This is a genomic window from Xanthobacter sp., assembly GCF_041911315.1.
GTDB lineage: Bacteria > Pseudomonadota > Alphaproteobacteria > Rhizobiales > Xanthobacteraceae > Xanthobacter > Xanthobacter aminoxidans.
The window spans coordinates 1-21,663 of sequence record NZ_JAYRPE010000090.1; the positions used below are offsets into that span (position 1 = coordinate 1).

At 69.4% G+C, this 21,663-nt stretch carries 17 protein-coding genes; 3 read left to right on the forward strand and 14 right to left on the reverse strand.

Annotated features, from left to right (window positions below; genetic code table 11):
- Positions 1–101: 101 nt before the first annotated feature.
- From ACE3QW_RS24890 to ACE3QW_RS24915, 6 genes are all read right to left on the reverse strand, one after another.
- On the reverse strand, positions 102–545 hold the full coding sequence (locus tag ACE3QW_RS24890) for a response regulator transcription factor (protein WP_374254764.1): 444 nt from the start codon (positions 543–545) through the stop codon (positions 102–104).
- A gap of 12 nt (positions 546–557) precedes the next feature.
- Positions 558–3,332 carry an ATP-binding protein gene (locus ACE3QW_RS24895; protein WP_374254765.1) on the reverse strand — a complete coding sequence of 925 codons (2,775 nt, stop codon included), beginning with the start codon at positions 3,330–3,332 and terminating at the stop codon, positions 558–560.
- Between the two features lie 9 nt (positions 3,333–3,341).
- Positions 3,342–3,638, reverse strand: a complete 297-nt coding sequence (locus tag ACE3QW_RS24900) for a hypothetical protein (protein WP_374254767.1) — start codon at positions 3,636–3,638, stop codon at positions 3,342–3,344.
- Positions 3,635–5,059 carry a putative nucleotidyltransferase substrate binding domain-containing protein gene (locus tag ACE3QW_RS24905; RefSeq protein ID WP_374254769.1) on the reverse strand — a complete coding sequence of 475 codons (1,425 nt, stop codon included), beginning with the start codon at positions 5,057–5,059 and terminating at the stop codon, positions 3,635–3,637. Before ACE3QW_RS24905 ends, ACE3QW_RS24900 begins: the two co-directional genes overlap by 4 nt.
- Positions 5,060–5,276: 217 nt before the next feature.
- Positions 5,277–7,025, reverse strand: a complete 1,749-nt coding sequence (locus ACE3QW_RS24910) for a cation acetate symporter (RefSeq protein ID WP_374254771.1) — start codon at positions 7,023–7,025, stop codon at positions 5,277–5,279.
- A complete protein-coding gene (locus ACE3QW_RS24915) occupies positions 7,022–7,330 on the reverse strand; it encodes a DUF485 domain-containing protein (protein WP_024277041.1) in 309 nt (102 codons plus the stop codon). Before ACE3QW_RS24915 ends, ACE3QW_RS24910 begins: the two co-directional genes overlap by 4 nt.
- 440 nt (positions 7,331–7,770) lie before the next feature.
- Here ACE3QW_RS24915 and ACE3QW_RS24920 point away from each other — a divergent pair, with 440 nt between their 5' ends.
- From ACE3QW_RS24920 to ppa, 3 genes are all read left to right on the forward strand, one after another.
- On the forward strand, positions 7,771–8,655 hold the full coding sequence (locus ACE3QW_RS24920; RefSeq protein ID WP_374254772.1) for an aldose 1-epimerase family protein: 885 nt from the start codon (positions 7,771–7,773) through the stop codon (positions 8,653–8,655).
- 136 nt (positions 8,656–8,791) lie between these two features.
- Complete coding sequence (locus tag ACE3QW_RS24925; protein WP_029556674.1) at positions 8,792–9,301, forward strand: GNAT family N-acetyltransferase; 510 nt, start codon at positions 8,792–8,794, stop codon at positions 9,299–9,301.
- 120 nt (positions 9,302–9,421) lie between these two features.
- Positions 9,422–9,964: an inorganic diphosphatase gene (ppa, locus tag ACE3QW_RS24930; protein WP_029556675.1), complete on the forward strand. Its 543-nt coding sequence runs from the start codon at positions 9,422–9,424 to the stop codon at positions 9,962–9,964.
- 226 nt (positions 9,965–10,190) lie between these two features.
- Here the strand turns inward: ppa and ACE3QW_RS24935 are convergent, their stop codons facing one another.
- The 8 genes from ACE3QW_RS24935 to ACE3QW_RS24970 all read right to left on the reverse strand — a co-directional run bounded on the left by ACE3QW_RS24935 (position 10,191) and on the right by ACE3QW_RS24970 (position 21,443).
- The gene (locus tag ACE3QW_RS24935; protein WP_374254775.1) at positions 10,191–12,866 is read right to left on the reverse strand and encodes a molybdopterin-dependent oxidoreductase; all 2,676 of its coding nucleotides are present in this window, start codon (positions 12,864–12,866) and stop codon (positions 10,191–10,193) included.
- 36 nt (positions 12,867–12,902) lie between these two features.
- A complete protein-coding gene (locus tag ACE3QW_RS24940; protein WP_374254776.1) occupies positions 12,903–14,525 on the reverse strand; it encodes a sulfite reductase subunit alpha in 1,623 nt (540 codons plus the stop codon).
- Between the two features lie 205 nt (positions 14,526–14,730).
- Entirely contained in the window at positions 14,731–16,482 is a 1,752-nt protein-coding gene (locus ACE3QW_RS24945) for a NirA family protein (RefSeq protein WP_374254778.1), read from the reverse strand.
- 25 nt (positions 16,483–16,507) lie between these two features.
- Positions 16,508–17,722, reverse strand: a complete 1,215-nt coding sequence (locus ACE3QW_RS24950) for an NAD(P)/FAD-dependent oxidoreductase (RefSeq protein WP_374254779.1) — start codon at positions 17,720–17,722, stop codon at positions 16,508–16,510.
- Positions 17,723–17,732: 10 nt separating this feature from the next.
- On the reverse strand, positions 17,733–18,158 hold the full coding sequence (locus ACE3QW_RS24955; RefSeq protein WP_374254788.1) for a globin family protein: 426 nt from the start codon (positions 18,156–18,158) through the stop codon (positions 17,733–17,735).
- A 106-nt stretch (positions 18,159–18,264) separates the two neighbouring features.
- A complete protein-coding gene (locus ACE3QW_RS24960; protein WP_374254780.1) occupies positions 18,265–19,059 on the reverse strand; it encodes an ABC transporter ATP-binding protein in 795 nt (264 codons plus the stop codon).
- Between the two features lie 10 nt (positions 19,060–19,069).
- Positions 19,070–20,008, reverse strand: a complete 939-nt coding sequence (gene ntrB, locus ACE3QW_RS24965; protein ID WP_374254781.1) for a nitrate ABC transporter permease — start codon at positions 20,006–20,008, stop codon at positions 19,070–19,072.
- 70 nt (positions 20,009–20,078) lie between these two features.
- Complete coding sequence (locus ACE3QW_RS24970; RefSeq protein ID WP_250164976.1) at positions 20,079–21,443, reverse strand: CmpA/NrtA family ABC transporter substrate-binding protein; 1,365 nt, start codon at positions 21,441–21,443, stop codon at positions 20,079–20,081.
- Positions 21,444–21,663 lie beyond the last annotated feature (220 nt).

Consider the following 21,663-nt stretch of genomic DNA (forward strand, 5'->3'; position numbering starts at 1 on the left):
CAGCGCCATCAGCAGGAAGCCGGCGCCCAGCACCAGCCACAGAGCGAGGGCGAGCCCCGGCAGTAGCATGGCCAGAACGGCGCCCGTCCCCCGCGGCAACTTCATGCAGGCAGGCTCCCGGCGGGCGGCTCGGCCAGCATGTCCTTCACCTTCTGCATCAGCTCGCGGGTGGAGAAGGGTTTGGTGACATAGGCGTCCGCCCCCGCGCCGACGCCGCGGGCCATGTCGGTCTCGCGGCCCTTGGCGGTGAGCATGACGATGCGGGTCGCGCGCACCTCGGCGTCCGCCCGCACCGCCTCGCACACGTCGAAGCCACTCATGCCGGGCATGGTGGCGTCCAGCAGCACGAGGTGCGGATGCTCGCGGCGGATGGTCTCCAGCGCCTCGCGGCCGTCGCGCGCCACCAGCACGGCGAAGCCCTCGCGCTTCATCATGAACTCCAGCGAGATGACGATGTTGGGCTCGTCATCGGCAATGAGCACCTTGGCCCCTTGCGGGCAGGGCGCGGGATGGGCGCCCGGCTCCATGGCGATCTCCCTGTCCATGGCGTTTCCTCCTCATGTGGTCTCTTCGGCTTCTGCCGAAATTGTTAGTGTCGGGGCGTTCGCCCCTTGGGACCGGAGCGGCAGCCGGAAGGCGAAGCATGCGCCTTTCCCCTCCCGTTGATCCAGCCAGATCTTTCCGCCGAAATGATCCACGATCCGGCGGCTGATCGGAAGCCCGAGCCCGGTGCCGGGCGGGCGGTTCAGGGCGTCGCCGCCCTGGCGGAACTTCTCGAAGATGGTGTCGCGGTCGGCGGGCGGTACGCCGGGGCCGTTGTCTTCCACCTGCACCTCCAGCCCGCCGGCGTCGGCGGACAGCCGCACGTCGATGCGCCCGCCTTGCGCCGGCACGAATTTCGCGGCGTTGGAGATGAGGTTCAGCATCACCTGCGTGAGGCGGTCGGGATCGGCTTTCACGGTCGGCACCGAGGCGGGGGCGGTGAGCACGATCTCGGCCCCCTTGGTGCGGGCGAGTTCGGCCGTCGCCTTCACCGCGTCGGCGACGAGGGCCCTGAGGTCCACATCCGTGCTGTGCCACTCAGCATGGCCCGATTCGATCTTGGCCATGTCCAGCACCTGGTTGACGAGCCGCCCCAGCCGCTCGCTCTCGCCCACGATGATGCGCAGGAAGTCCTGCCGCTGCTCGCTTTCCATGTCCGGCGTGTCGAGCATGAGTTCGGACAAGGCGCGGATGGCGGTGAGCGGGGTGCGCAATTCGTGGGTTACGGACGACATGAAGTCGTCCTTCAGCTCGTCCAGCGTGCGCAACTGGGCGTTGGCGGCGGAGAGTTCGGCGGAGGCGATCTCCAGCGAGCGGGATTTCTCCTCCAGCGCGCGGGCATAGACGCGCAGTTGCGAGGCCTCGTTGAGGATGTCCATCACGTCGCCGGCGCCCAGCGGCTCCTCGTCCGCCACCGCCGCCACCAGCACGCGGGCGGAGGCCGAGCCGACCACGCCGGCGATGCGGCGCTCCACGAGGTCCACGAGGCGGGCATCGGCGGTGAGGTCCGCCACGTCGCCGGTGCCGCGCTCGCGGGCGTGGTCCTCGAAGATCTGGCGGGCGGTGTCCGCGCCCAGCAGGCGCCGGGCGAGGGCTTCGAGGTCGGCCCGGTGCGCCCGTCCGCGCCAGAAGACGGGATCGGCGGCGCTGCGGCCGCGGGCGAATACATCCACGAACAGCAGCGCCTGGCTCGCCTCCCGCCCGGACGGCGCGCGCCAGAGCGAGAGCCCCACATAGAGCGCGCCGTTGACGAGGAGGCTCCAGAACAGGGCGTGGGAGAGGTTGTCGAGGCCGGAGAGGCCGAACAGCCGCTCGGGCGCCAGGGCGGCGATGCCGAACGGGCCATGGGTGAGGAAGGCGCCGTCCATCCAGCCGGATTTCGCTACCGAGGGCAGCATCAGCGTATAGGCCCACACGGCGAAGCCGCCGAGGAGCCCGCCCAAGGCACCGAGACGCGTGCCGCCGCGCCAGTACATGCCGCCGAGCAGCGCCGGGGCGAACTGCGCCACCGCCGCGAAGCTGATGAGGCCGATGGAGACCAGCGCATAGGCCTCCCCCGCCACCACGAAATAGAGATAGCCGAGCAGCAGCACGCAGAGGATGGCGGCGCGGCGGATGTTGAGGAGGAGGCGGGTGAGGTCGCCCCCGTCGGCGCGGATGAGCTTGAGGCGCAGCAGCGCCGGCATCACCAGGTCGTTGCAGACCATGGTGGAGACGGCGATGGTCTCGACGATCAGCATCCCCGTCGCCGCCGAGAGCCCGCCCACATAGGCGATGAGCGCCAGCGCCCCCGCCCCGTGGGCCAGCGGCAAAGTGAGGACGAAGGTCTCCGGGTCCGCGCCCTTGCCGAGCAGCACGAGCCCGCCCAGCGCGAGGGGGAGGACGAAGATGTTGATGGCGAGGAGATAGGCCGGGAACAGCCATGCGGCGCGCTTCAGGTGCCGCTCGTCCACGCATTCCACCACCATCATCTGGAACTGGCGCGGCAGCAGCAGCACGGAGAGGCCGGAAAGCAGGGTGAGGCTGAACCATTGCGCCCAGGCGAAATTGCCCGCGCCGGAGAGCGTCAGCAGGCCCGTCACCCCCGGCAGCGCCGAGGCGCGCGCCCACACATCGGCGAAGCCACCGAACAGGCCGTAGGTGACGAAGGCGCCCACCGCGAGGAAGGCGACGAGCTTCACGAGGGATTCCGCTGCCACCGCCGCCACCATGCCCTCGTGCCGCTCGGCGCTGTCGAGGTGGCGGGTGCCGAACAATATGGTGAAGAGCGCGAGGGCGAGCGCCACAAGCAGCGTCCCGTCCTGCCACCAGCTCGGCGCCGCCGTCTGCGCGCCGGTGGCGGTGAGCACCGTGTAGCCGGCGGAGACGGCCTTCAGTTGCAGGGCGATGTAGGGGACGATGCCGACGACAGTGATCAGCGTCACCACCGCCGCCACCAGCGGGCTCTTGCCATAGCGGGAGGCGATGAAATCGGCGATGGAGGTGATGCGGTAGGTGTGGGCGATGCGGATCATCTTGCGCACCACCACCCAGGCCACCAGCATCACCAGTGTCGGGCCGAGATAGATGGGCAGGAACCACACGCCCGTGGTCGCCGCGCGGCCGACGCTGCCGAAATAGGTCCAGGCGGTGCAATAGACCGCCAGCGACAGGCCGTAGACCCACGCATTGCCGATGAGCGAGCGGCCCTCCCGCGCCCGGCGGTCGGCGAAGGCGGCGATGGCGAACAGCGCTGCCAGATAGAGCGCGGCGACGCCGATGACGAGGGCCGGGGAGAGGGCGGGGTTCATGATGCCGCCTCAGTGCTCGTCCGGCTCGGCCGGGAGAAGGGGGGAGGCCGCCCCATGCCCGCGCCGTTCGCTCGCAAACGCCAAAGCCGCGATCAGCGCGCCCCAGATGGCGAACAGTGCCACCGGCAGCAGAGGCAGGCCGAAGACGGTCGCCTCCGTGTCCCACACCGCCAGCAGCGGGAAATTGAAGGCGAGCACGCCCAGTGCCGCCAGCGCGATGAGCCCCTGCCGGTCCGGTCCTTGGCGGTCCGGCCCGCGCCCTCCCGGCGGCTCGGCAGGCTCTGCGGAGGCGCGGCCGGGGCTCATAGGGCGTCGAACCGGTAGTGGCGGGAGAGCCATTGCTTGAAGCCGCGCACGATGGCGAGGGCCTCCTTCAGCGCCTGCCTGTCCAGCGTGCCGAGATCGGCGAGGCGCAGCGCATTGCCGGGGGCGCGGCCCTCGGCGATCTGCCTCAGGTTGCTGGCGAGCTTCATGCCCATGAACAGGCGCAGCGCATCGGTGAGATCGCGGGCGAAGCCCTCGTCCATGTGCCCGGCCGCCACCAGCGCGGCGAGCCGGTCGGCGGTGCCCAGCGCGGTGATGCGGTGTTCCAGCGCCAGCGCCCGCACGCCGTGGACGAGGGGGAAGATGCCGAGCTTCTTCAGGTCCACCTCGGCCGCGCCGCGCCCGGTGAGGCCGGGCAGGCGGCTCCACCAGCTTCCGCTCTCGCCGAAGCGTTCCACCGCCTGGGCGAAGCGGGCGAAATAGCCGTGGTCGCCCATCATCAGGAAATCCACATGCCCTCGCGCCGCCGCGAGCAGGGAGGCATCGCCCGCCACCGCCACGGCATCGAGGAAGATGGCGAGGTTCATCGGCCCGTCCTTTTTGGGGCCGTCAATGGCCCCGCCGTGGATCCAGTCCTTCAGCGTCTCCTTGAAGGCGGAGAGCGGCTGGCACCAGGTGGGCCGGCTGAGCATGACGCCGCCGGGGCAGGGGGGATAGCCGAAATCGATCAGCGCGGCGGTGAAGCGCGCGGTGATGTCGTCGAGCCCCGCGAAGGCGAAGCCGTCGGCGAGGAGCAGGCCGTTGTCCTGGTCGGTCTTGATGATCTGCTCGCCGCGCCCCTCGCTGCCCATGATGACGAGGCAGGACTTGGCGCGCAGCTCTTCCGGCGCCAGCAGCTCCCACAGGCGGCGGAACACCTGCCGGTTGAGTTCGCCCACCAGCGCCGCGATCACCTCCACCCGCACCCCGTCGGCGCTGAGCACGGCGACCATGCTGTCGATCTGCCGGGCGGCGGCCTTCAGCTCGTCGAGGCTGCCCGCGTGGGCGGCCTCCAGGGCGATCAGATGGGAGTGGTTGGCGACGAAGGCCATCAGGTCGAGCTGGCCGAGCACGCCGAGGATGCCGTCCTCGCCCGTCGCCCGTCCGCCGCCCGCGCGCACGAGCAGGCGGTGGATGCGGTGGCGCAGCATGAGGATGAGCGCCTCGAACAGCTCGGCATCGGGGGAGATGCACCAGGGCTCGAAGGTCGCGACCTCGCGCACCGTGAGGGCTGCGGGGGGCGTGTCGCGGGTGAGCGCGTCGCGCAGGTCGGTGGTGGTGAAGATGCCGATGCGGCCGGCGTCGCGCACCACGGCTTCGCTGAGGCGGCGGGCGGAGAGGTCGCGGCAGAGGGAAACGAGGTCGGTCGCCCCGTCCACGAAGAAGGGTTTGCGCAGATAGACGTCGCGCACCCGCGAGGTCATGAGCGAGACCAGCTCGCGCCGGTCCCGTTCTGACGGCGAGGCCCGCCCGGGGGCGGGCGGGCCGGACGCTGCGGGGGCGTCCTCGGGACCGTGGGGGGCTGTGCCCCGGGCCGTGGCGGCCCGGGGTTCATCCTCCCGGCGGTCCCCGTTCGGGGGGCCGGTCATGTGGTCCGGCCGTGGCATGGCGTTAGCCTAGCATGGAGCGACTGACGAAAGGTCAGTGCCCCGACGCCTCCGCGGCACCGATGCCCGTCTCGGAGCGCACTTCCTGCGCCGGGAAGCCGGCCCGGTCGATCTTCGCCCGCTGGCTGTTGTCGAGGATCGAGAACAGCCAGATGCCGACGAAGCCGAGCGTCATGGAGAACAGCGCCGGCGAGGTGTAGGGGAACGGCGCGGAGCCGGCCGGGTTGCCGAGGGTGGCTTCCCACACCGAAGGCGAGAGCACGGTCAGCACCACCGAGGACAGGAGCCCCAGGAAGCCGCCGATGACGGCGCCCTTGGTGGTGCAGTCCTTCCACAGCACCGACATGAACAGCACCGGGAAGTTGGCCGAGGCGGCAACCGCGAAGGCCAGCGACACCATGAAGGCGATGTTCTGCTTCTCGAAGGCGATGCCGAGCAGCACCGCGAGGATGCCGAGGCAGACCGTGGTGATGCGGGAGACCTTCAGCTCCGAGGCGCTGTCGGCCTTGCCCTTCTTGATGACCGTCGAATACAGGTCGTGCGACACCGCCGAGGCGCCCGAGAGCGTGAGGCCGGCCACCACCGCGAGGATGGTCGCGAACGCCACCGCCGAGATGAAGCCGAGGAACACGTTGCCGCCGACCGCATGGGCGAGGTGCACAGCCGCCATGTTGGCGCCGCCGATGAGCCCGCCGCCGGGACCGGTGAGGAACTCCGGATTGGTGAGCACGAAGGTGATGGCGCCGAAGCCGATGATGAAGGTCAGGAGGTAGAAGTAGCCGATCCAGGCGGTGGCCCACATCACCGACTTGCGGGCTTCCTTCGCGCTCGGAACCGTGAAGAAGCGCATCAGGATGTGCGGCAGGCCGGCGGTGCCGAACATGAGCGCCATGCCGAAGGAGATGGCCGAGATCGGGTCCTTGATGAAGTTGCCCGGTCCCATGATGGACTGGCCGGCCGCGGCCGCCGCCTGGGGCGTGGTGCCGGGCTTGGCGGCGGCGATGTTGGTCTTCACCTCGACCGCGGCGGCGAACAGCTTCTCGGGCGAGAAGCCGTAGCGCCACATCACAATGACCGCCATGAAGGTGGCGCCGCCGAGCAGCAGGCAGGCCTTGATGATCTGCACCCAGGTGGTGGCCGTCATGCCGCCGAACAGCACGTAGACCATCATCAGCGCGCCGACGATCAGCACGGCGATCCAGTAGTCGAGGCCGAACAGCAGCTTGATGAGCTGGCCGGCGCCCACCATCTGGGCGATGAGGTAGAAGGCCACCACGACCAGGGTGCCGGAGGCGGCGAACACGCGCACCGGGGTCTGGGCGAAGCGGAAGGCGGCGACGTCGGCGAAGGTGAACTTGCCGAGGTTCCGGAGGCGCTCGGCCATCAGGAAGGTCAGGATCGGCCAGCCGACGAGGAAGCCGATGGAGTAGATGAGGCCGTCATAGCCGGAGCTCATCACCGCGGCGGAGATGCCGAGGAAGGAAGCGGCCGACATGTAGTCGCCGGCGATGGCGAGGCCGTTCTGGAAGCCGGTGATGCCGCCGCCCGCGGTGTAGAAGTCGGCGGCCGACTTGGTCTTCGCGGCCGCCCACTTGGTGATGTAGAGCGTGCCCAGCACGAACACCACGAACATGGTGATCGCGGTCCAGTTGGTGGCCTGCTTGTCGGCCTGCCCGAGATCGCCGCCGGCGGCGAGCGCCAGGGTGGGGGCGAGGACGAGCGCGGCCGTGGCGCCGATGGCGAGCGCGCGGCGGGCGAACGAGGTCGGGAGCGTCGCGTTCACTTGAGCGCCTCCTGCTTGATCTTCTCGGAGAGCGCGTCGAACTCGCCGTTGGCGCGGCGGACGTAGATGGCGGTGATGAGGATGGTGAACACGATCACGCCGAAGCCGATCGGAATGCCCCAGGTCATCACGCCGTCACCCATGCGTGCGGCCAAAAGGTCCTTGCGGAAGGCGATGAGCAGGATGAAGCCGTAATACACGACCAGCATCGCCAGGGTGAGACTCCACCCGAAGCGCGAACGGCGCGATTTCAGCGCCTGGTAATTGGGATCGGCCGCAATGCGTGCGGCCACGGAATTGTCCATGGGTCGCCCTCCCTGAAAGCCCGCGGTACCCGTGGGCCCCGGTTGTTATCTTCGTGATCGACCTTGGCCTCGACCGGCCTCGTCACCCTGCACTCTGTACCAGAGGCGACGCCGCGCGCTAGTTGAGGAAACCCCGTACTTTCGGCCATACGCCGAATGTATTGTGCAGTGCGCTGCCTGCTTCTGTGGAGTGCGCGGGAATCGATGATCTGTAAATGTTTGGAGTGGCTTTTTGACGCTTTATTACGTGGCGTGGCGGGCGTTTTTCCGACTTGGAAACCCACTTGTTGCAGAAGCCTTGCTGTCTAATACTTTCGGGTGAGGGATACCGCGCGTGCGCCTTTGGTTGTAGGTCTGACGTTGGGGAGGGCCGCGCCAGCCCGTGCCCCCGCTTCGCTCCGGTGCTACAGCTGGCGCAGGGAAGAAACCGGGGGGACACCATGGGCAGGACCGTATCGCTGCGCTCGGACGCGCTGTCGGCGGAGATTTCCACGCTGGGCGCCGAGCTGCGGGCGCTGGCCGACGCCGAGGGCCGCGCCTTGCTGTGGCACGGCGATCCGGCCTACTGGACCGGCCGGGCGCCGCTGCTCTTTCCCATCGTCGGCGAGCTGCCGGACCTCACCCTCGTGCATGAGGGCAAGGGCCACCCCATGCGCCGGCATGGCTTCGCGCGCTTCTCCGAGTTCGAGGTGGTGGAAGAGGCGCCGGACCGGGCCACCTTCCGCCTTCTCCCCAGCGCGGCGACGCGGGCGGAATACCCGTTCGATTTCGCGCTGGAGGTCACTTTTGCGCTCGAAGGCGCGACGCTCGCCATGGAGGCGGTGGTGACGAATCCCGGCCCCGGCGTGCTGCCGGCGAGCTTCGGCTACCACCCCGCCTTCCTCTGGCCGCTGCCCTATGGCGGCACGCGCGCCGAGCACCGGGTGATTTTCGAGCAGCCGGAGCCCGCGCCCATCCACCGCCCCGTCAACGGCCTGCTCTCCCGCGCCAGCGAGCCGAGCCCCGCCGCCGAGGGGGTGCTCAAGCCGGATGACGCCATGTTCGAGCGCGACGCGCTGATCTTCCTCGGGCTCAATTCGCACCGGCTCCAGTATGGGGTGCCGGGCCGGCCGGGGCTGGACATCACCTTTCCCGGCATGCCGGACCTCGGCATCTGGACCAAGCCCGGCGCGCCCTACCTCTGCATCGAGCCATGGTCCGGCTATGCAACGCCGGAGGGCGATACCCGCCCGTTCGTGGAGAAGCCGGGCCTTCTCCACATCCCCGCGGGCGAGGAACGCCGCTTTGTGATGACGGTGCGCCTCATCCCCGAGGTCGCGGCCTGATACCTCCTAAGTGCCTATGCCGCCGCGCGGTTTGGGCGCGCGTGCGGCAAGGCTCAAGGCGTCGTCCCCTGCCGGTTGCGGCTGTCCTGCGTCATGCCCCTTGATGGAAGGCGCCGGGTTTGCTTCCATCACGGGTATGACGACCGGCCTGATCGAGATCCGCAGGGCCAAGCCCGCCGACGCCAAGGCGATCGCGGCGGTCCATGACGACGCGTGGCGGACAGCCTATCGCGGCATCATCCCCGGCATCGAGCTGGAGCGCATGGTGGAGCGGCGCGGCCCGCGCTGGTGGGATGCCGCCATCCGCAGGGGCAGCCGCCTGTCCGTCCTGCTCGTGGGCGAGGATATCGCCGGCTATGTGAATTACGGCGGCAACCGCGCCAAGGCGCTGCCCTATGGCGGCGAGATTTACGAAATCTACCTCCACCCGCAATATCAGGGCCTCGGCTTCGGCCAGCGCCTGTTCGCGGCCGCCCGGCGCGATCTCGCCATCGCTCGGCTTGGTGGTCTCGTGGTGTGGGCGCTCGCGGAAAACGAAAGCGCCGTGGGCTTCTATCAGGCGTTGGGGGGGCAACCGGTCGCATCCTCGACCGAGCAGTTCGGTTCGAAAACGCTGGACAAGACCGCCTTCGCTTGGCAGCGGTAGCGCCCGGACGGGCACCCGCCCGTCGGGTCCGAAGCGCCTGCGCAGCCTTGCGTGGCGCCGATTCGACTTTGGTCGGAGCGGACCCGAAGTCCCGCAGCCAGTGTCAAGAGCGAGCATCCCATGCGCATCGACGCGATCCCGATCGGCAAGAACCCGCCCCACGACGTGAACGTGCTGATCGAAGTCCCGATCGGCGGGGAGCCGATCAAGTACGAGATGGACAAGGCCGCGGGCACCCTCTTCGTGGATCGCTTCCTCTATACCGCCATGCGGTATCCCGGAAACTACGGCTTCATCCCGCACACCCTCTCCGGCGACGGCGACCCCTGCGACGTGCTGGTGGCCAACACCCGCGCCATCGTGGCCGGCGCGATCATCTCGGTGCGCCCCGTCGGCGTGCTGCTGATGGAGGACGAGGCCGGCATGGATGAGAAGATCATCGCCGTGCCCTCCTCCAAGCTCACCAAGCGCTACGACAAGGTGCAGAACTACAACGACCTGCCCGAGATCACCCTCAAGCAGATCGAGCACTTCTTCGAGCACTACAAGGATCTGGAACCCAACAAGTGGGTGAAGATCGTCGGCTGGCGCGACGCCGCCGAGGCGCACAAGCTGATCCTCGAAGGCATCGAGCGCGCCAAGGCCGAAGGCAAGGAAGGCTGAGGCCATCCCTTCGCCCTCCGGCTTGACCGGGGGGCTTTATGCTCCTGTTCCCCGGACAAGCGACGGCGCAGCCGGAGCGCTGATCCGGGGTCCAGCGCAAGAGTTCCCGCGCAGCGGGGCGATGGCCAGAGAGCGGCGAGGTTCGGAAGCGCCTTCGGCGGCCCGTTGTGCTGGGCCCCGGCTCACATTCCGCTTTCGCTGCATGCGTCCGGGGCGCGAGGGCGTCTCACGCCGGCGCCTTCGCCTCCAGAATCAGCTTGCGGATTTCCGGCAGGCAGGAGCCGCAATTGGTGCCGGCTTTGAGCCGCGCGCCCACCGCCGCCGCATCGGCGGCACCGTCCCGGATGGCGGCGAGGATGGTGTCCTTCGGCACCCCGAAGCAGGCGCACACCAGCGGCCCGCAGGCGGCATTCGCGCCCGCCCGGCGGCCGGAGAGGACGAGGCGACGGTCGGCGGCCGAGACCTCCGAGGCCAGCAGCCCCTTCAGCGCATCCCACGCCACGCGCTGGCCGGCGGCGCCGATGAACACCGCAAAATCGAGCCGCCCGTCCGCATCGAAGGCGGCGGCGCGGTAGAGGCCGGAGGGCGTGTCGCTCAGCTCGGCGACATCGGCCGGGCCTTCCGCCTTCACCCATCGCGTCCAGTCCTCAGGCCCCATGCGGCCGGCAAAGCGCCAGCCATAGCCACCCTCCAGCGCCGCGCGCGCCCACCACACGCCCTCCGGCAGCGCCATGGGCCGGCGGGCCAGCACGAAGCCCTCGAACGGGGCGGCATGAGGCGCCAGCGCGGCCGGAGTCGCCTTGGAGTCCGGCTGGCCGGAGATGGGGTCCGTCACCGCATGCACCAGCGCGCCGACGCGTCCGTCGGAGGAATTGGCGTGGCTCCAGTGGATGGGCGCGAACAACGTGCCGGGCCGCTGGCCGGCGTCCACCACCACCTCCAGCACCGCGCGGCCGTGGGCGCTCGTCACCTCGGCCAGCATCCCGGTTGCGAGCCCGAGCGGCGCGGCATCATCCGGGTGCACCGCCACGAACGGCGCCGGGATGTGCGCGCCGAGGCGGGGCGCAAGGCCGGTGCGGGTCATGGTGTGCCACTGGTCGCGGATGCGGCCGGTGTTGAGCAGGAAGGGGAAATCGTTCTCGGCCGAAACCGCCACCACGGGGCGCGGGGCGACGAAGCGGGCGCGCCGGTCGGGCGTGAAATAGCCGCCGTCCGCGAACAGGCGCGCGGTGCCCTCCGCCCGGCCGGTGGGGACGGGCCATTGCACCGGCGCGATATCCTCGTAGGCCGCTTCGGTGAGGCTGGCGAAGGCGGAGATGTCGAAATCCCGCGCGCCGTCATTCTCGAAGCCGGAGAGGGCGGCATGCTCGCGGAAGATGTCCGCCGGCCCGCGCCACGCGAAGGCCGCGCCGAAGCCGAGGCGCTGCGCAACGCCCTTGAGCGCCCACCAGTCGGGCTGCACCTCGCCGGGGCGGGGCAGGAAGGGGCGCTGGCGGGAGATGCGGCGCTCGGAATTGGTAACGGTGCCGTCCTTCTCGCCCCAGGCGGCGGCGGGCAGCATCACATGCGGGCGGCAGCCGGCCGTGTCGTTGGCGACGACGTTCTCGGAGAGGACGAACAGCTCCAGCCCTTCCAGCGCCGTGCGCACGGCGTCCGCCTCGGGCAGGCTCACGGCGGGGTTGGTGCCCATCACCCACAGGGCCTTGATCTCGCCCCGGCCGATGGCGGCGAACATGTCCACCGCCTTCAGACCCTCGTGCTCGGCCATATGCGGCGCGCCCCAGAAGCGGCGCACGCGGTCCACCTCGGCGGGGGAAAAGCCCATGTGGGCGGCGAGCTGGTTGGCGAGCCCGCCCACCTCGCGCCCGCCCATGGCATTGGGCTGGCCGGTGAGTGAGAACGGCCCCATGCCCTCCCGGCCGATGCGGCCGGTGGCGAGATGGCAGTTGAGGATGGCGTTGACCTTGTCGGTGCCCACCGCCGACTGATTCACCCCCTGCGAATAGCAGGTGACGGTGCGCGCCGTTTCAGTGAAGAGCGCGAAGAAGCGTTCCACGTCCGCCAGCGCCAGCCCGCAGGCGCGCGCGGTGGCTTCGGCATCGGGGGCCACCGCACGGGCGGCTTCCAAGGCTTCGGCAAAGCCTGTCGTGTGCGCGTCCACATAAGCGGCATCGAAGGCCGGGCCCTGCGCCAGATGCACCAGCAGGCCGGAGAACAGCAGCGCATCGGTGCCGTGGGCGAGGGGCAGGAACAGGTTCGCCTCGGCCCCCGTGTCCGTGCGGCGCGGGTCGATCACGACGAGCTTCGTGCCCCGCGTCTTGCGCGCCTGTTCCATGCGGCGGAACAGGACGGGATGGCACCACGCCGTGTTGGAGCCGGTGAGGACGATGAGGTCCGCCCGGTCCAGATCCTCATAGCTCCCCGGCACGGTGTCCGAGCCGAAGCCGCGCTTGTGGCCGGCCACGGAGGAGGACATGCACAGGCGCGAATTGGTGTCCACGTTCGCCGTGCCGAGGAAGCCCTTGGCCAGCTTGTTGGCGGCGTAATAATCCTCGGTCAGCAGTTGCCCGGAGAGATAGAAGGCCACCGCCCGAGGCCCGTGCCGGTCGATGATGGTGCGGAGGTCTCCCGCGATGCGGTCCAGCGCGTCATCCCAGGTGGTGCGGGCGAGCACGCCGTCCGCGCCGCGCACCAGCGGATGGAGCAGGCGGGTGCCGAGCCCCAGCGTCTCCCCCAGCGCCGCGCCCTTCGAGCACAGGCGGCCGAGATTGGCCGGGTGGTCGTGATCGCCTTCGACGAGCGCGCCGCCCAGCCCGTCCGGCGTCGCCTTCACGCCGCAGCCGACGCCGCAGTAGGGGCAGGTGGTCTTCACCGAAGGGGGCGAGGTGAGCGGGGCGTTCATGCCGGTCCTGCCTGAGGCTTGGCCATCATTTCTAGCTCAGTACACGTCGGCCTGATAGCGCCCGGCGGTCTTGAGATCGGCGACGAATTTCGCCGCCGCCTCGGCCGAGAGCCCGCCATAGGCGGCGGCCACATCCGCGACGGCAGTCTCCACGTCCTTCGCCATGCGCTTGGCATCGCCGCAGACGTAGAAATGGGCGCCGTCCTTCAGCCAGCCCCACAGCTCTGCGCCGGCCTCGCGGATGCGATCCTGCACATAGATCTTGCGGTCGCCGTCGCGGGACCAGGCGGTGTCGAGGCGGGTGAGGCAGCCGGCGGCCTGGAGGCCGCTGAGCTCGTCCTCATAGAAGAAATCCGTCTCGCGCCTTTGGTGGCCGAAGAACAGCCAGTTGCGGCCCGGCGCCCTGGTCGCCAGCCGCTCGTGCAGGAAGGAGCGGAAGGGCGCGATGCCGGTGCCGGGACCGACCATGATGACGTCCTTCGCCAAATCCTGCGGCAGGGCGAAGCCGTGGGCTTTCTGGATATAGGCCTTCATGCGCGTGCCCGGCGCCAGGCGGTCGCCGAGGAAGGTGGAGGCGACGCCGAGCCGCGTGCGGCCGTCGAGATCGTAGCGCACCGCATCCACCGTCAGCGTGAGCCGGCCGGGGGTGGCGACGGGGCTGGAGGAGATGGAATAGAGCCGCGGCTGCAGCGGCTCCAAGCACTCGATCAGGGCTTCGGGATCGGGCCTGATGCCGGGGAATTTCGTGAGCGCCGCCAGCACGTCGAGGGTGGCGGCATCGCCGTCCGGGTCCTCGCCATTGGCAAGCGCGCGGGCCTTCGCCTTGCGCTCCCCGCCGACGAGATAGGAGATGAGGGTGAAGAGCGCGTCCGGCGCCGATTTCAGGCACACCTCGCGGGCCAGCACCTCGGCCAGCGTATGGCCGGCGATGGGGAAATCGGCGGGGGCGTGCAGCGCCTCCAGCACGGCGGCGACGAGGCCGGGATCGTTCACCGGGAAGACGCCGAAGCTGTCGCCGGCGGCATAGTCGATGCCGGAGCCGGCGAGGTCGAATTCCACGTGCCAGGTCTCCTTCTCCGAGCCCGCTTTGTTGAGGCGGGTGCGGGAGAGGAAGGTGACTTCGCCGGGATTCTCGCGGGTACCGGTAGCGGCCGCGATGGGCGTCGGGTGCGCCGGGGCGGGGGCCTCTGCAGCGGGCGCGGCCTCGGCGGGGGCGGAGGTCTCGGCGGCGAGCTGCTTCAGCATGCGCAGCGTCTCCTTGCCGCCGGGGGCGCAGAGATTGAGCTTGGCTTCCGCGCCGCTCGCCAGCGCCTTGGCGTAGGTCTCGCAGACATAGCCGCACTGGCCGCAATCCTGCTGCGCCATGGCCGCCATCATGCGCCGGGGCAGGGCCTTGCCCTCGGCCAGCGCCATGCGCTCGGGGAGCGGCATGGACGGGTCGTGCCAAGGCGCGCCATCGTCCTCTTCAGCGGGCGCGGGGGCGGAGATATCAGGCATCAGCGCCGCTGCATCGCCGGCCGAAAGGGCCATGGGCGCGGGCGCCGTCTCGGTGGAGAGGATTGCGGCGAAGAAGCCATTTAGCCACGCCCGCTGCTCCGCCGTGAAGGGGGCGCTGTCGGGCAATACGGGGACGATGGGGGGACGGGACTGGAGGCTCATGGGCGTGATCCGGAAACGGTGCGCGCCATGGGCGCGCGCATGTTGCGCTGGGTCCCGGCTCTCCTTCCACTGCGCTGCGCTGCGTTGCAGTCGGCCGGGACACGATCCCGCTCTCGCGCCCCGGACGCATGAAGCGTCAGCGGAATGCGAGCCGGGGCCCAGCGCACAACGTCGCGCAGCGGCCGAATGGAAGGGGCCGGGCGGTTCATGCCGCCTCCGCCAGCGCCTTCAGCGCGTCGGGCTCGATGCGGCGGGTGAAATCGGCGAAGCTTTCGCCCTCGACGCGGTGGGCCTGCCAGCTTTTCAGCAGGCGTTCCACCACGGCCGGGGCGTCTTCCGCCGGCACGTATTGGTAGAGCTCGCGGGCGATGGCGGCTGCGCTGCCGAAGCCTCCGCCGACGAGGATGTGATAGCCGTCCACCGTGTCTCCGTCGTCATTGACGGGCACCCGCGCCCCGATCAGCCCGATATCGCCGATATAGTGCTGGGCGCAGGAATTGTGGCAGCCGGTGACGTGGATGTTCACCGGCCCGTCGAGGGCGACGCGCTCTTCGCAATGGGCGAGGATCGCCCGCGCGGTGCCCTTGGTGTCGGCCGCCGCGAAGCGGCAGCCCTTCGCTCCGGTGCAGGCGACGATGCCCGCCTGGAGCGGTGTTGCCTTGGTGGTGAGGCCGAGCGCTTCCACCGCGTCCGTAACGGCCGCGATATCGGCATCAGCGACGCCGGAGATGAGCAAATTCTGCCAGACGGTGAGGCGGATATCGCCGTCGCCGAAGCGGGCCGAGATGTCGGCGAGGCCGCGCATCTGCGCCGCGCTCATGCGGCCCACGGGCGTCGCCACGCCCACATAGTTCAGCCCGGCCTGCTTCTGCGGATGGACGCCGAGATGGGCGAGCCGGTCCGGCTCCGGGCGCGGCTTCACCGCCTCGGCGGCAAGGCGGGTGAAGGGGCGGCCGAGCTTGTCCTCCACCCGCTTCAGGAAGCCGTCGAAGCCGAGGGAATCGAGCACGTACTTCAGCCGTGCCTTCTTGCGGTCGGTGCGGTCGCCGGTGTCGATGAAGGCGCGCACGATGGCCGCCGCCACGTCCACCGCCTCGTCCGGGCGCACCACGATGCCTGTGTCGCGGGCGAAATCCCTGTGGCCGGTGATGCCGCCGAGCACGAGGCGCAGCCACACGCCGGGGGCGATGCCGAAGCCGTCCATCACCTCCACCGCCTGGAAGCCGATGTCGTTGGTGTCTTCCAGCGCGCCGATGGTGCCGGCGCCGTCGAAGGCCACGTTGAACTTGCGCGGCAGGCCGTACATGTCGCGGCTGTTCAGGATGTAATGGTGCCACGCGCTCGCCAGCGGGCGGGTGTCGAGCAGTTCCTGCGGGTCGATGCCGGCGGTGGGGGTGCCGGTGACATTGCGGATATTGTCCGCCCCCGAGCCCTTGGCCGTGAGGCCGAGGGAAACCAGCCCCTCCAGCACGGCGATGCCGTCGGTGGGCGGGATCTCGCGGATCTGGAGGTTGGCGCGGGTGGTGATGTCGGTGTAGCCGCCGCCGTGGCGCTCGGCGATGTCGGCGACGCCGCGGAACTGCCAGTGGCTGAGGATGCCGCCGGGAATGCGCATCCGGCACATGAAGCTGTCCTGCGCCGGGGCGACATAGAACAAGCCGTGATACTTCCAGCGCAGCACGTCCGGGCCCTTGGGGAAGACGCCGTCGCGGGCCGCAGCGCGCATGCGGTCGTAGGCGTCGAGCCCCAGCTCCTCGCGCTTCGCCTTTTCCTCGGGGGTGAGCTTCTTGCCCTCGGCCTCGGTGCGGGCCATGGCGCGATGGCTCGCGGCATCGGGCCCGGTCATCTCGGCGACCGGCGCGGCGGCGGGCGCGCCGCGGGCGATCTGCACGGCCTTGGCGCCGGAGACGAAGCCTTCCAGATAGCGCTTCTGGTCGAGGGTGAAATCGGCGCCCATGGGGTTTCCTTTCTTCTTCTTCTTGTCAGGCTGCGGCGGCCACCGCATCGCGGCCGAACGCAAGCTCGGTGCGCATGGCGGCGATGGGGGTGCGGCGGGTGATGAGGTCGAGGTAGAAGAGGCCGTCCGCCGTGTCGCCGAACAGCACGGCGCCGGCCAGAACGCCGTCCTTCACGATGAGCCGGCGGTAGACGCCGAGACCGCGATCGGTGAGCACGATGTCCTCGGTGCCCGTACCGCCGGTGACGTCGCCGGCGGAGAAGACGGGCACGCCCGACACCTTGAGATTGGTGGAGACCACCGAACCCTCGTAACGCGCATCCTCCCCGGCGAGGCGGCGGGCGAGCACGCCGGCCTGCTCATAGGCCGGGGCGACGAGGCCGTAGGTCATGCCGCGATGCTCGGCGCATTCGCCGATGGCGAAGATGTCCGGATCGGAGGAGGCGAGGGTGTCGTCCACCACGATGCCGCGCTTCACCTCCAGCCCCGCCCCACGGGCGAGGTCCGCATTGGGGGTCACGCCGCAGGCCACCACGAGGATGTCGGCGGGGATCACGCGGCCGTCCTTCAGGCGCAGGCCGGTGACACGGCTCTCGCCTTCGATGGCTTCGCTCGCGGCGCCGAGCAGCACTTCGATGCCCTTGGCCTCCACCGCGCGGCGGAGGAAGGCACCAGCCGCGACGTCCAGCTGGCGTTCCATCAGCCGGTCCATGAGGTGGACGAGGTGGGTCTCGACGCCCGCACCCGCGAGCCCGGCGGCGGCCTCGATGCCCAGCAGCCCGCCGCCGATGACGACGGCGCGCGTGCCGGGAACGGCAGCGGCGGCGAGCAGGGCCTCCACGTCCTTCAAATCGCGAAAGGTGTGGACGCCGGGCAGCGCCATGCCTGGCAGCGGCAGGCGGATGGGGTGGGAGCCGGTGGCCAGCACCAGCTTGCCGAAGGGCAGGCGCCGGCCGTCCGTCAGCACCACTTCGCGGGCGGTGCGGTCGATGGCGGCGGCGGGGGTGCCGTATTGCAGCGTCACGCCCCGCGCGCGCCACCAGGAGGCGGGCTTCATCTCCGCCTCGGCGGCGCTCATGTGGCCGGCGAGCACTTCGGAGAGCAGCACGCGGTTATAGGCAAGGTGCGGCTCCGCCCCGATCACCGCCACGGCGTGGCGGCCCAGCGCGCGCCGCGTCAGCTCCTCGCAGAGCTTCGCGGCGGCCATGCCGTTGCCGATGACGAGAAGGGGCTCGCTCACGTGCCTCTCCTCACTCGGCCGCGACCGGCGCCTTGGCGGCGGCGGCGATCATGACGGAGGAGAGGATGCCGTAGGCTTCCACCCAGGCTGCCTTGGTCTCGGGCGTGAAGTCCGGGCCGAGGCCGCGCTCCAGCGTCCAGATCAGCGCGGCGCCGACGGGGGCGTAGTGCTCGTCCTTCACGCCATAGGCCACATGCTTGCGGGCGAGGCTCTCGGCGGCGGGGACGATCTTGCCGAGATCGCTGAGGCCGGCGACCACCATGCCCAGCGTCGCCATGAGCTTCGCGCCCTGGAGGCTCATGTCGCCCTTGAACAGGGGCTTCACCTGCGGCGCGATCTCGAACAGCCGGCCGTAGAAGACGGCGGCGGCGGTGTCGGCGATGGGCACCACCTTGGCGAACGAGTCCTGGATCAGCTCGATCTGGTGCGGGGTCAGGCTCATGGCGAAACTCCTGATGAAGGGCGCACGAACCCGTGCGCGCCGGTTGGGCGCGTGGTCTCGGCGGTCTAGGAGGAGGGCGCGGGCAGGCCGCGCCTTTGCGTCAGGCGGCCTCGACGAAGCGGTGGCGCTCGTGGAGGAATTTCAGCACCGCCTCGCGGGCCTTGAGGTAGGTGGGGTTTGTCACCAGCTCGAGGCGCTTGCGCGGGCGGGGCAGCTTCACCTCCAGCACCTCGCCCACATAGGCGGAGGGGCCGTTGGTCATCATCACGATGCGGTCGGAGAGCAGCACCGCCTCGTCCACGTCGTGGGTGATCATGAGGATGGTGTTGCCCAGCGTGGCGTGGATCTGCATCACGCTGTCCTGCAAATGCGCGCGGGTGAGCGCATCCAGCGCGCCGAACGGCTCGTCCAGCAGCAGCACCTTCGGCTCCATGGCGAGCGCCCGGGCGATGCCGACGCGCTGCTTCATGCCGCCGGAGATTTCGGAGGGGCGCTTGTCCTTGGCATGGCCCATCTGCACGAGGTCGAGATTGTGCAGGGTCCAGTCATGCCGCTCGGCGCGCGAGCGGGTGCCGGAGAACACCTTGTCCACCGCGAGGCGCACGTTGTCATAGACGGTGAGCCAGGGCAGCAGGGAGTGGTTCTGGAACACGACGGCGCGGTCCGGGCCGGGGGAATTCACCTCCCGCCCGTCGAGGATCACCCCGCCGGTGGTGGCGGAGGTGAGGCCGGCGACGATGTTCAGCAAAGTGGACTTGCCGCAGCCGGAATGGCCGATGATGGAGACGTATTCGCCCTTGTCGATGTCGAGCGTCACCTCCTTCAGCACATTGGTGGAGGCGGAACCGCGGGTGAAGGTCTTGTCGATGTGATCGAGCTTCAGATAGGCGCCCATGGAAGCCTCCTCAGGCAGCGGCGGTGCCGCGGGTGACGAAGGCGCCGACGGCGGCGATCATGCGGTCCAGAATGAAACCGGTGATGCCGACATAGAAGAGCGCCACGATGATGTCGCCGATGAGCGACGAGTTCCACGCATCCCAGATGAAGAAGCCGATGCCGACGCCGCCGATGAGCATCTCCGCCGCGATGATGGCGAGCCAGCTGAGGCCGATGCCGATGCGCAGGCCGGTGAAGATGTAGGGCGCGGCTGCCGGGATCATGATCTTCAGGAAGAATTCGATGGGGTTCAGCCGCAGCACCGCAGCAACGTTCCGGTAGTCCTGCGGGATGTTGCGGATGCCCACCGCCGTGTTGATGATGATGGGCCAGATGGCAGTGATGAAGATGACGAACACCGCCGCCGGCTGGCCGTCGCGGAAGGCGGCCAGCGAGAGCGGCAGCCAGGCGAGCGGCGGAACGGTGCGCAGCACCTGGAACAGCGGGTCGAGCCCGCGCATGGCCCAGGTGGACTGGCCGATGAGCACCCCGAGGCCGACGCCCGCCACCGCCGCGAGGCTGTAGCCCACCGCCACCCGCTGGAGCGAGGCGAGGATGTGCCAGAACAGGCCCTTGTCGAGGCCGCCCCGGTCATAGAAGGGGTGGGCGATTAGCTCCCACGAATTCTGGATGATGGAGGAGGGCGGCGGCAGGGCCGAGCCCGGGGCGCTGCACAGGATCTGCCACAGGCCCAGGAGCAGGGCGATGACGACGATGGGCGGGACGATGTTGGCCGCGGCCGTCTTCAGCAAGGGCACGATCTTCTCCGCCAGCGCCGGGCGCTTGCGCGCCGGCATCTTCACCACCTGCGCGGCCAGGACTTGCGCGGCGGGGATTTGCGCGGCCGGCGCGGGTTTGCCGTGCACGGCTGCCGAGGGTTTTTCCAGCTTGAGGGCGGGCATGGACATGAATGCGTCTCCGGGTTCGGGGCAGGGGGCGCCGCCCCCGTGGTCTGGGATCAGGGGCGGCGCCGCGCGATCACGAAATCCGCTTGATGCCGAGGCTCGACAAATAGGCGGACGGGTTTTCCGGATCGAAGACCTTGCCGTCGAAGAAGGTCTCCTTGCCGCGCGAGGTGGAGGTGGGGATCTCGGCCGCCGGCACGGAGAGGGCCTTCGCCGCCTCGCGCCACATGTCCTCGCGGTTCACCTTGGCGATGAGGGCCTTGGCGTCGTAATCGGGCTCGAACTTGCCCCAGCGCTGGTCCTCGGTGATGAACCACAGGTCGTGGCTCTGGTAGGGGTAGGACGCATTGTCCTGCCAATACTTCATCATGACCGGGCTCTTCTCGACCACGCGGCCGGTGCCGTAGTCGAATTTGCCCTTCATGCGGTCCACCACGTCGGCGACCGGCACGTTGATCCACTGGCGCTTGGCGCAGATGGCCGCGACTTCCTCGCGGTTTTCCATCTTGTCGCACCACATCTGGGCTTCCATCACCGCCTTCAGCAGCGCCATGGCGGCCTTGGGGTTCTTGTCCACATAGGCGGCGCGCATGCCGAGCGCCTTCTCCGGATGGTCCTTCCAGAGCTCGCCGGTGGTGACGGCGGTGTAGCCGATCTTCTGGTGGATGAGCTGCTCGTTCCACGGCTCGCAGACGCAGAAGCAGTCCATGGTGCCCACCTTCATGTTGGCCACCATCTGGGCCGGCGGGACGACGATGGTCTCGATGTCCTTGTCGGGGTCGATGCCGCCGGCGGCGAGCCAGTAGCGGATCCACAGGTCATGGGTGCCACCCGGAAAGGTCATGGCAGCCTTCACCGACTTGCCGGAGGCCTTCTTCTTGTCCAGCGCTTCCTTGAAGGGCTTGGTGTCGAGGCCGATCTTGAGGTCGATATATTCCTGGCCCACCGAGATGCACTGGCTGTTCAGGTTCAGCCGGGAGAGGATGTACATGGGGGTGGGGACGTTGTTCTGCGTCACCTTGCCGGCGGAGATCAGGTAGGGCATGGGCGTCAGGATGTGGGCGCCGTCGATGCCGTTGCCCTCGGAGCCGAGCACCAGATTGTCGCGCGTGGTGCCCCAGGAGGCCTGCTTGGCCACCGTCACGTCGGTCATGCCGTATTTGTCGAACAGGCCCTTTTCCTTGGCCACGAACAGGGGCGCCGCGTCGGTGAGGGCGATGAAGCCGAGCGTCGCCTTGTTGGTCTCCGGCGCCTCGGAGGCATAGGCCGCCGGCACGCCGCCGGGGAAGGCCATGCGGATGCTCTCGAACAGGGCGGCGGTGCCCAGCGCGGCGGCCGTGCCCTTCAGCAGCGAGCGGCGCGAGACGCCGGCGGGGGTGGAGGCGTCGGCTGCGGTGGAGACGGTTTCGTTGGGCCCGGACTTGAAAGCGTCGCTCATGTTCTTTTCCCCTGGATCGGCAAAGGCGGACGCGGAGACCCGAAACGAAAAAAGCCGCGGACATGCTCACGACCTTCCGGTCATGGCTGTCAGCGGCTCTGCTGCGGGTCCCATCGTTGGGACGAATATGGGGCGCGGTCATCATCGACTGCGCCGCAGTGATAAAAGCAAGTGATGGGCCAAGTGCGCCCGGATGATTAGGTATCTGATTCCACGAATA

Coding starts and splice junctions, on each gene's coding strand:
- ACE3QW_RS24905 (WP_374254769.1), bottom strand. CDS start 5,059: ATGACCTCGCGGGTGCGCGACGTCTATCTGCGCAAACCCTTCTTCGTG.
- ACE3QW_RS24970 (WP_250164976.1), bottom strand. CDS start 21,443: ATGAGCGACGCTTTCAAGTCCGGGCCCAACGAAACCGTCTCCACCGCA.
- ntrB (WP_374254781.1), bottom strand. CDS start 20,008: ATGTCCATGCCCGCCCTCAAGCTGGAAAAACCCTCGGCAGCCGTGCAC.
- ACE3QW_RS24900 (WP_374254767.1), bottom strand. CDS start 3,638: ATGAGCCCCGGCCGCGCCTCCGCAGAGCCTGCCGAGCCGCCGGGAGGG.
- ACE3QW_RS24935 (WP_374254775.1), bottom strand. CDS start 12,866: ATGAACGCCCCGCTCACCTCGCCCCCTTCGGTGAAGACCACCTGCCCC.
- ACE3QW_RS24890 (WP_374254764.1), bottom strand. CDS start 545: ATGGACAGGGAGATCGCCATGGAGCCGGGCGCCCATCCCGCGCCCTGC.
- ACE3QW_RS24960 (WP_374254780.1), bottom strand. CDS start 19,059: ATGGGCGCCTATCTGAAGCTCGATCACATCGACAAGACCTTCACCCGC.
- ACE3QW_RS24915 (WP_024277041.1), bottom strand. CDS start 7,330: ATGGACAATTCCGTGGCCGCACGCATTGCGGCCGATCCCAATTACCAG.
- ACE3QW_RS24945 (WP_374254778.1), bottom strand. CDS start 16,482: ATGGGCGCCGATTTCACCCTCGACCAGAAGCGCTATCTGGAAGGCTTC.
- ACE3QW_RS24925 (WP_029556674.1), top strand. CDS start 8,792: ATGACGACCGGCCTGATCGAGATCCGCAGGGCCAAGCCCGCCGACGCC.
- ACE3QW_RS24940 (WP_374254776.1), bottom strand. CDS start 14,525: ATGAGCCTCCAGTCCCGTCCCCCCATCGTCCCCGTATTGCCCGACAGC.
- ACE3QW_RS24920 (WP_374254772.1), top strand. CDS start 7,771: ATGGGCAGGACCGTATCGCTGCGCTCGGACGCGCTGTCGGCGGAGATT.
- ACE3QW_RS24895 (WP_374254765.1), bottom strand. CDS start 3,332: ATGAACCCCGCCCTCTCCCCGGCCCTCGTCATCGGCGTCGCCGCGCTC.
- ppa (WP_029556675.1), top strand. CDS start 9,422: ATGCGCATCGACGCGATCCCGATCGGCAAGAACCCGCCCCACGACGTG.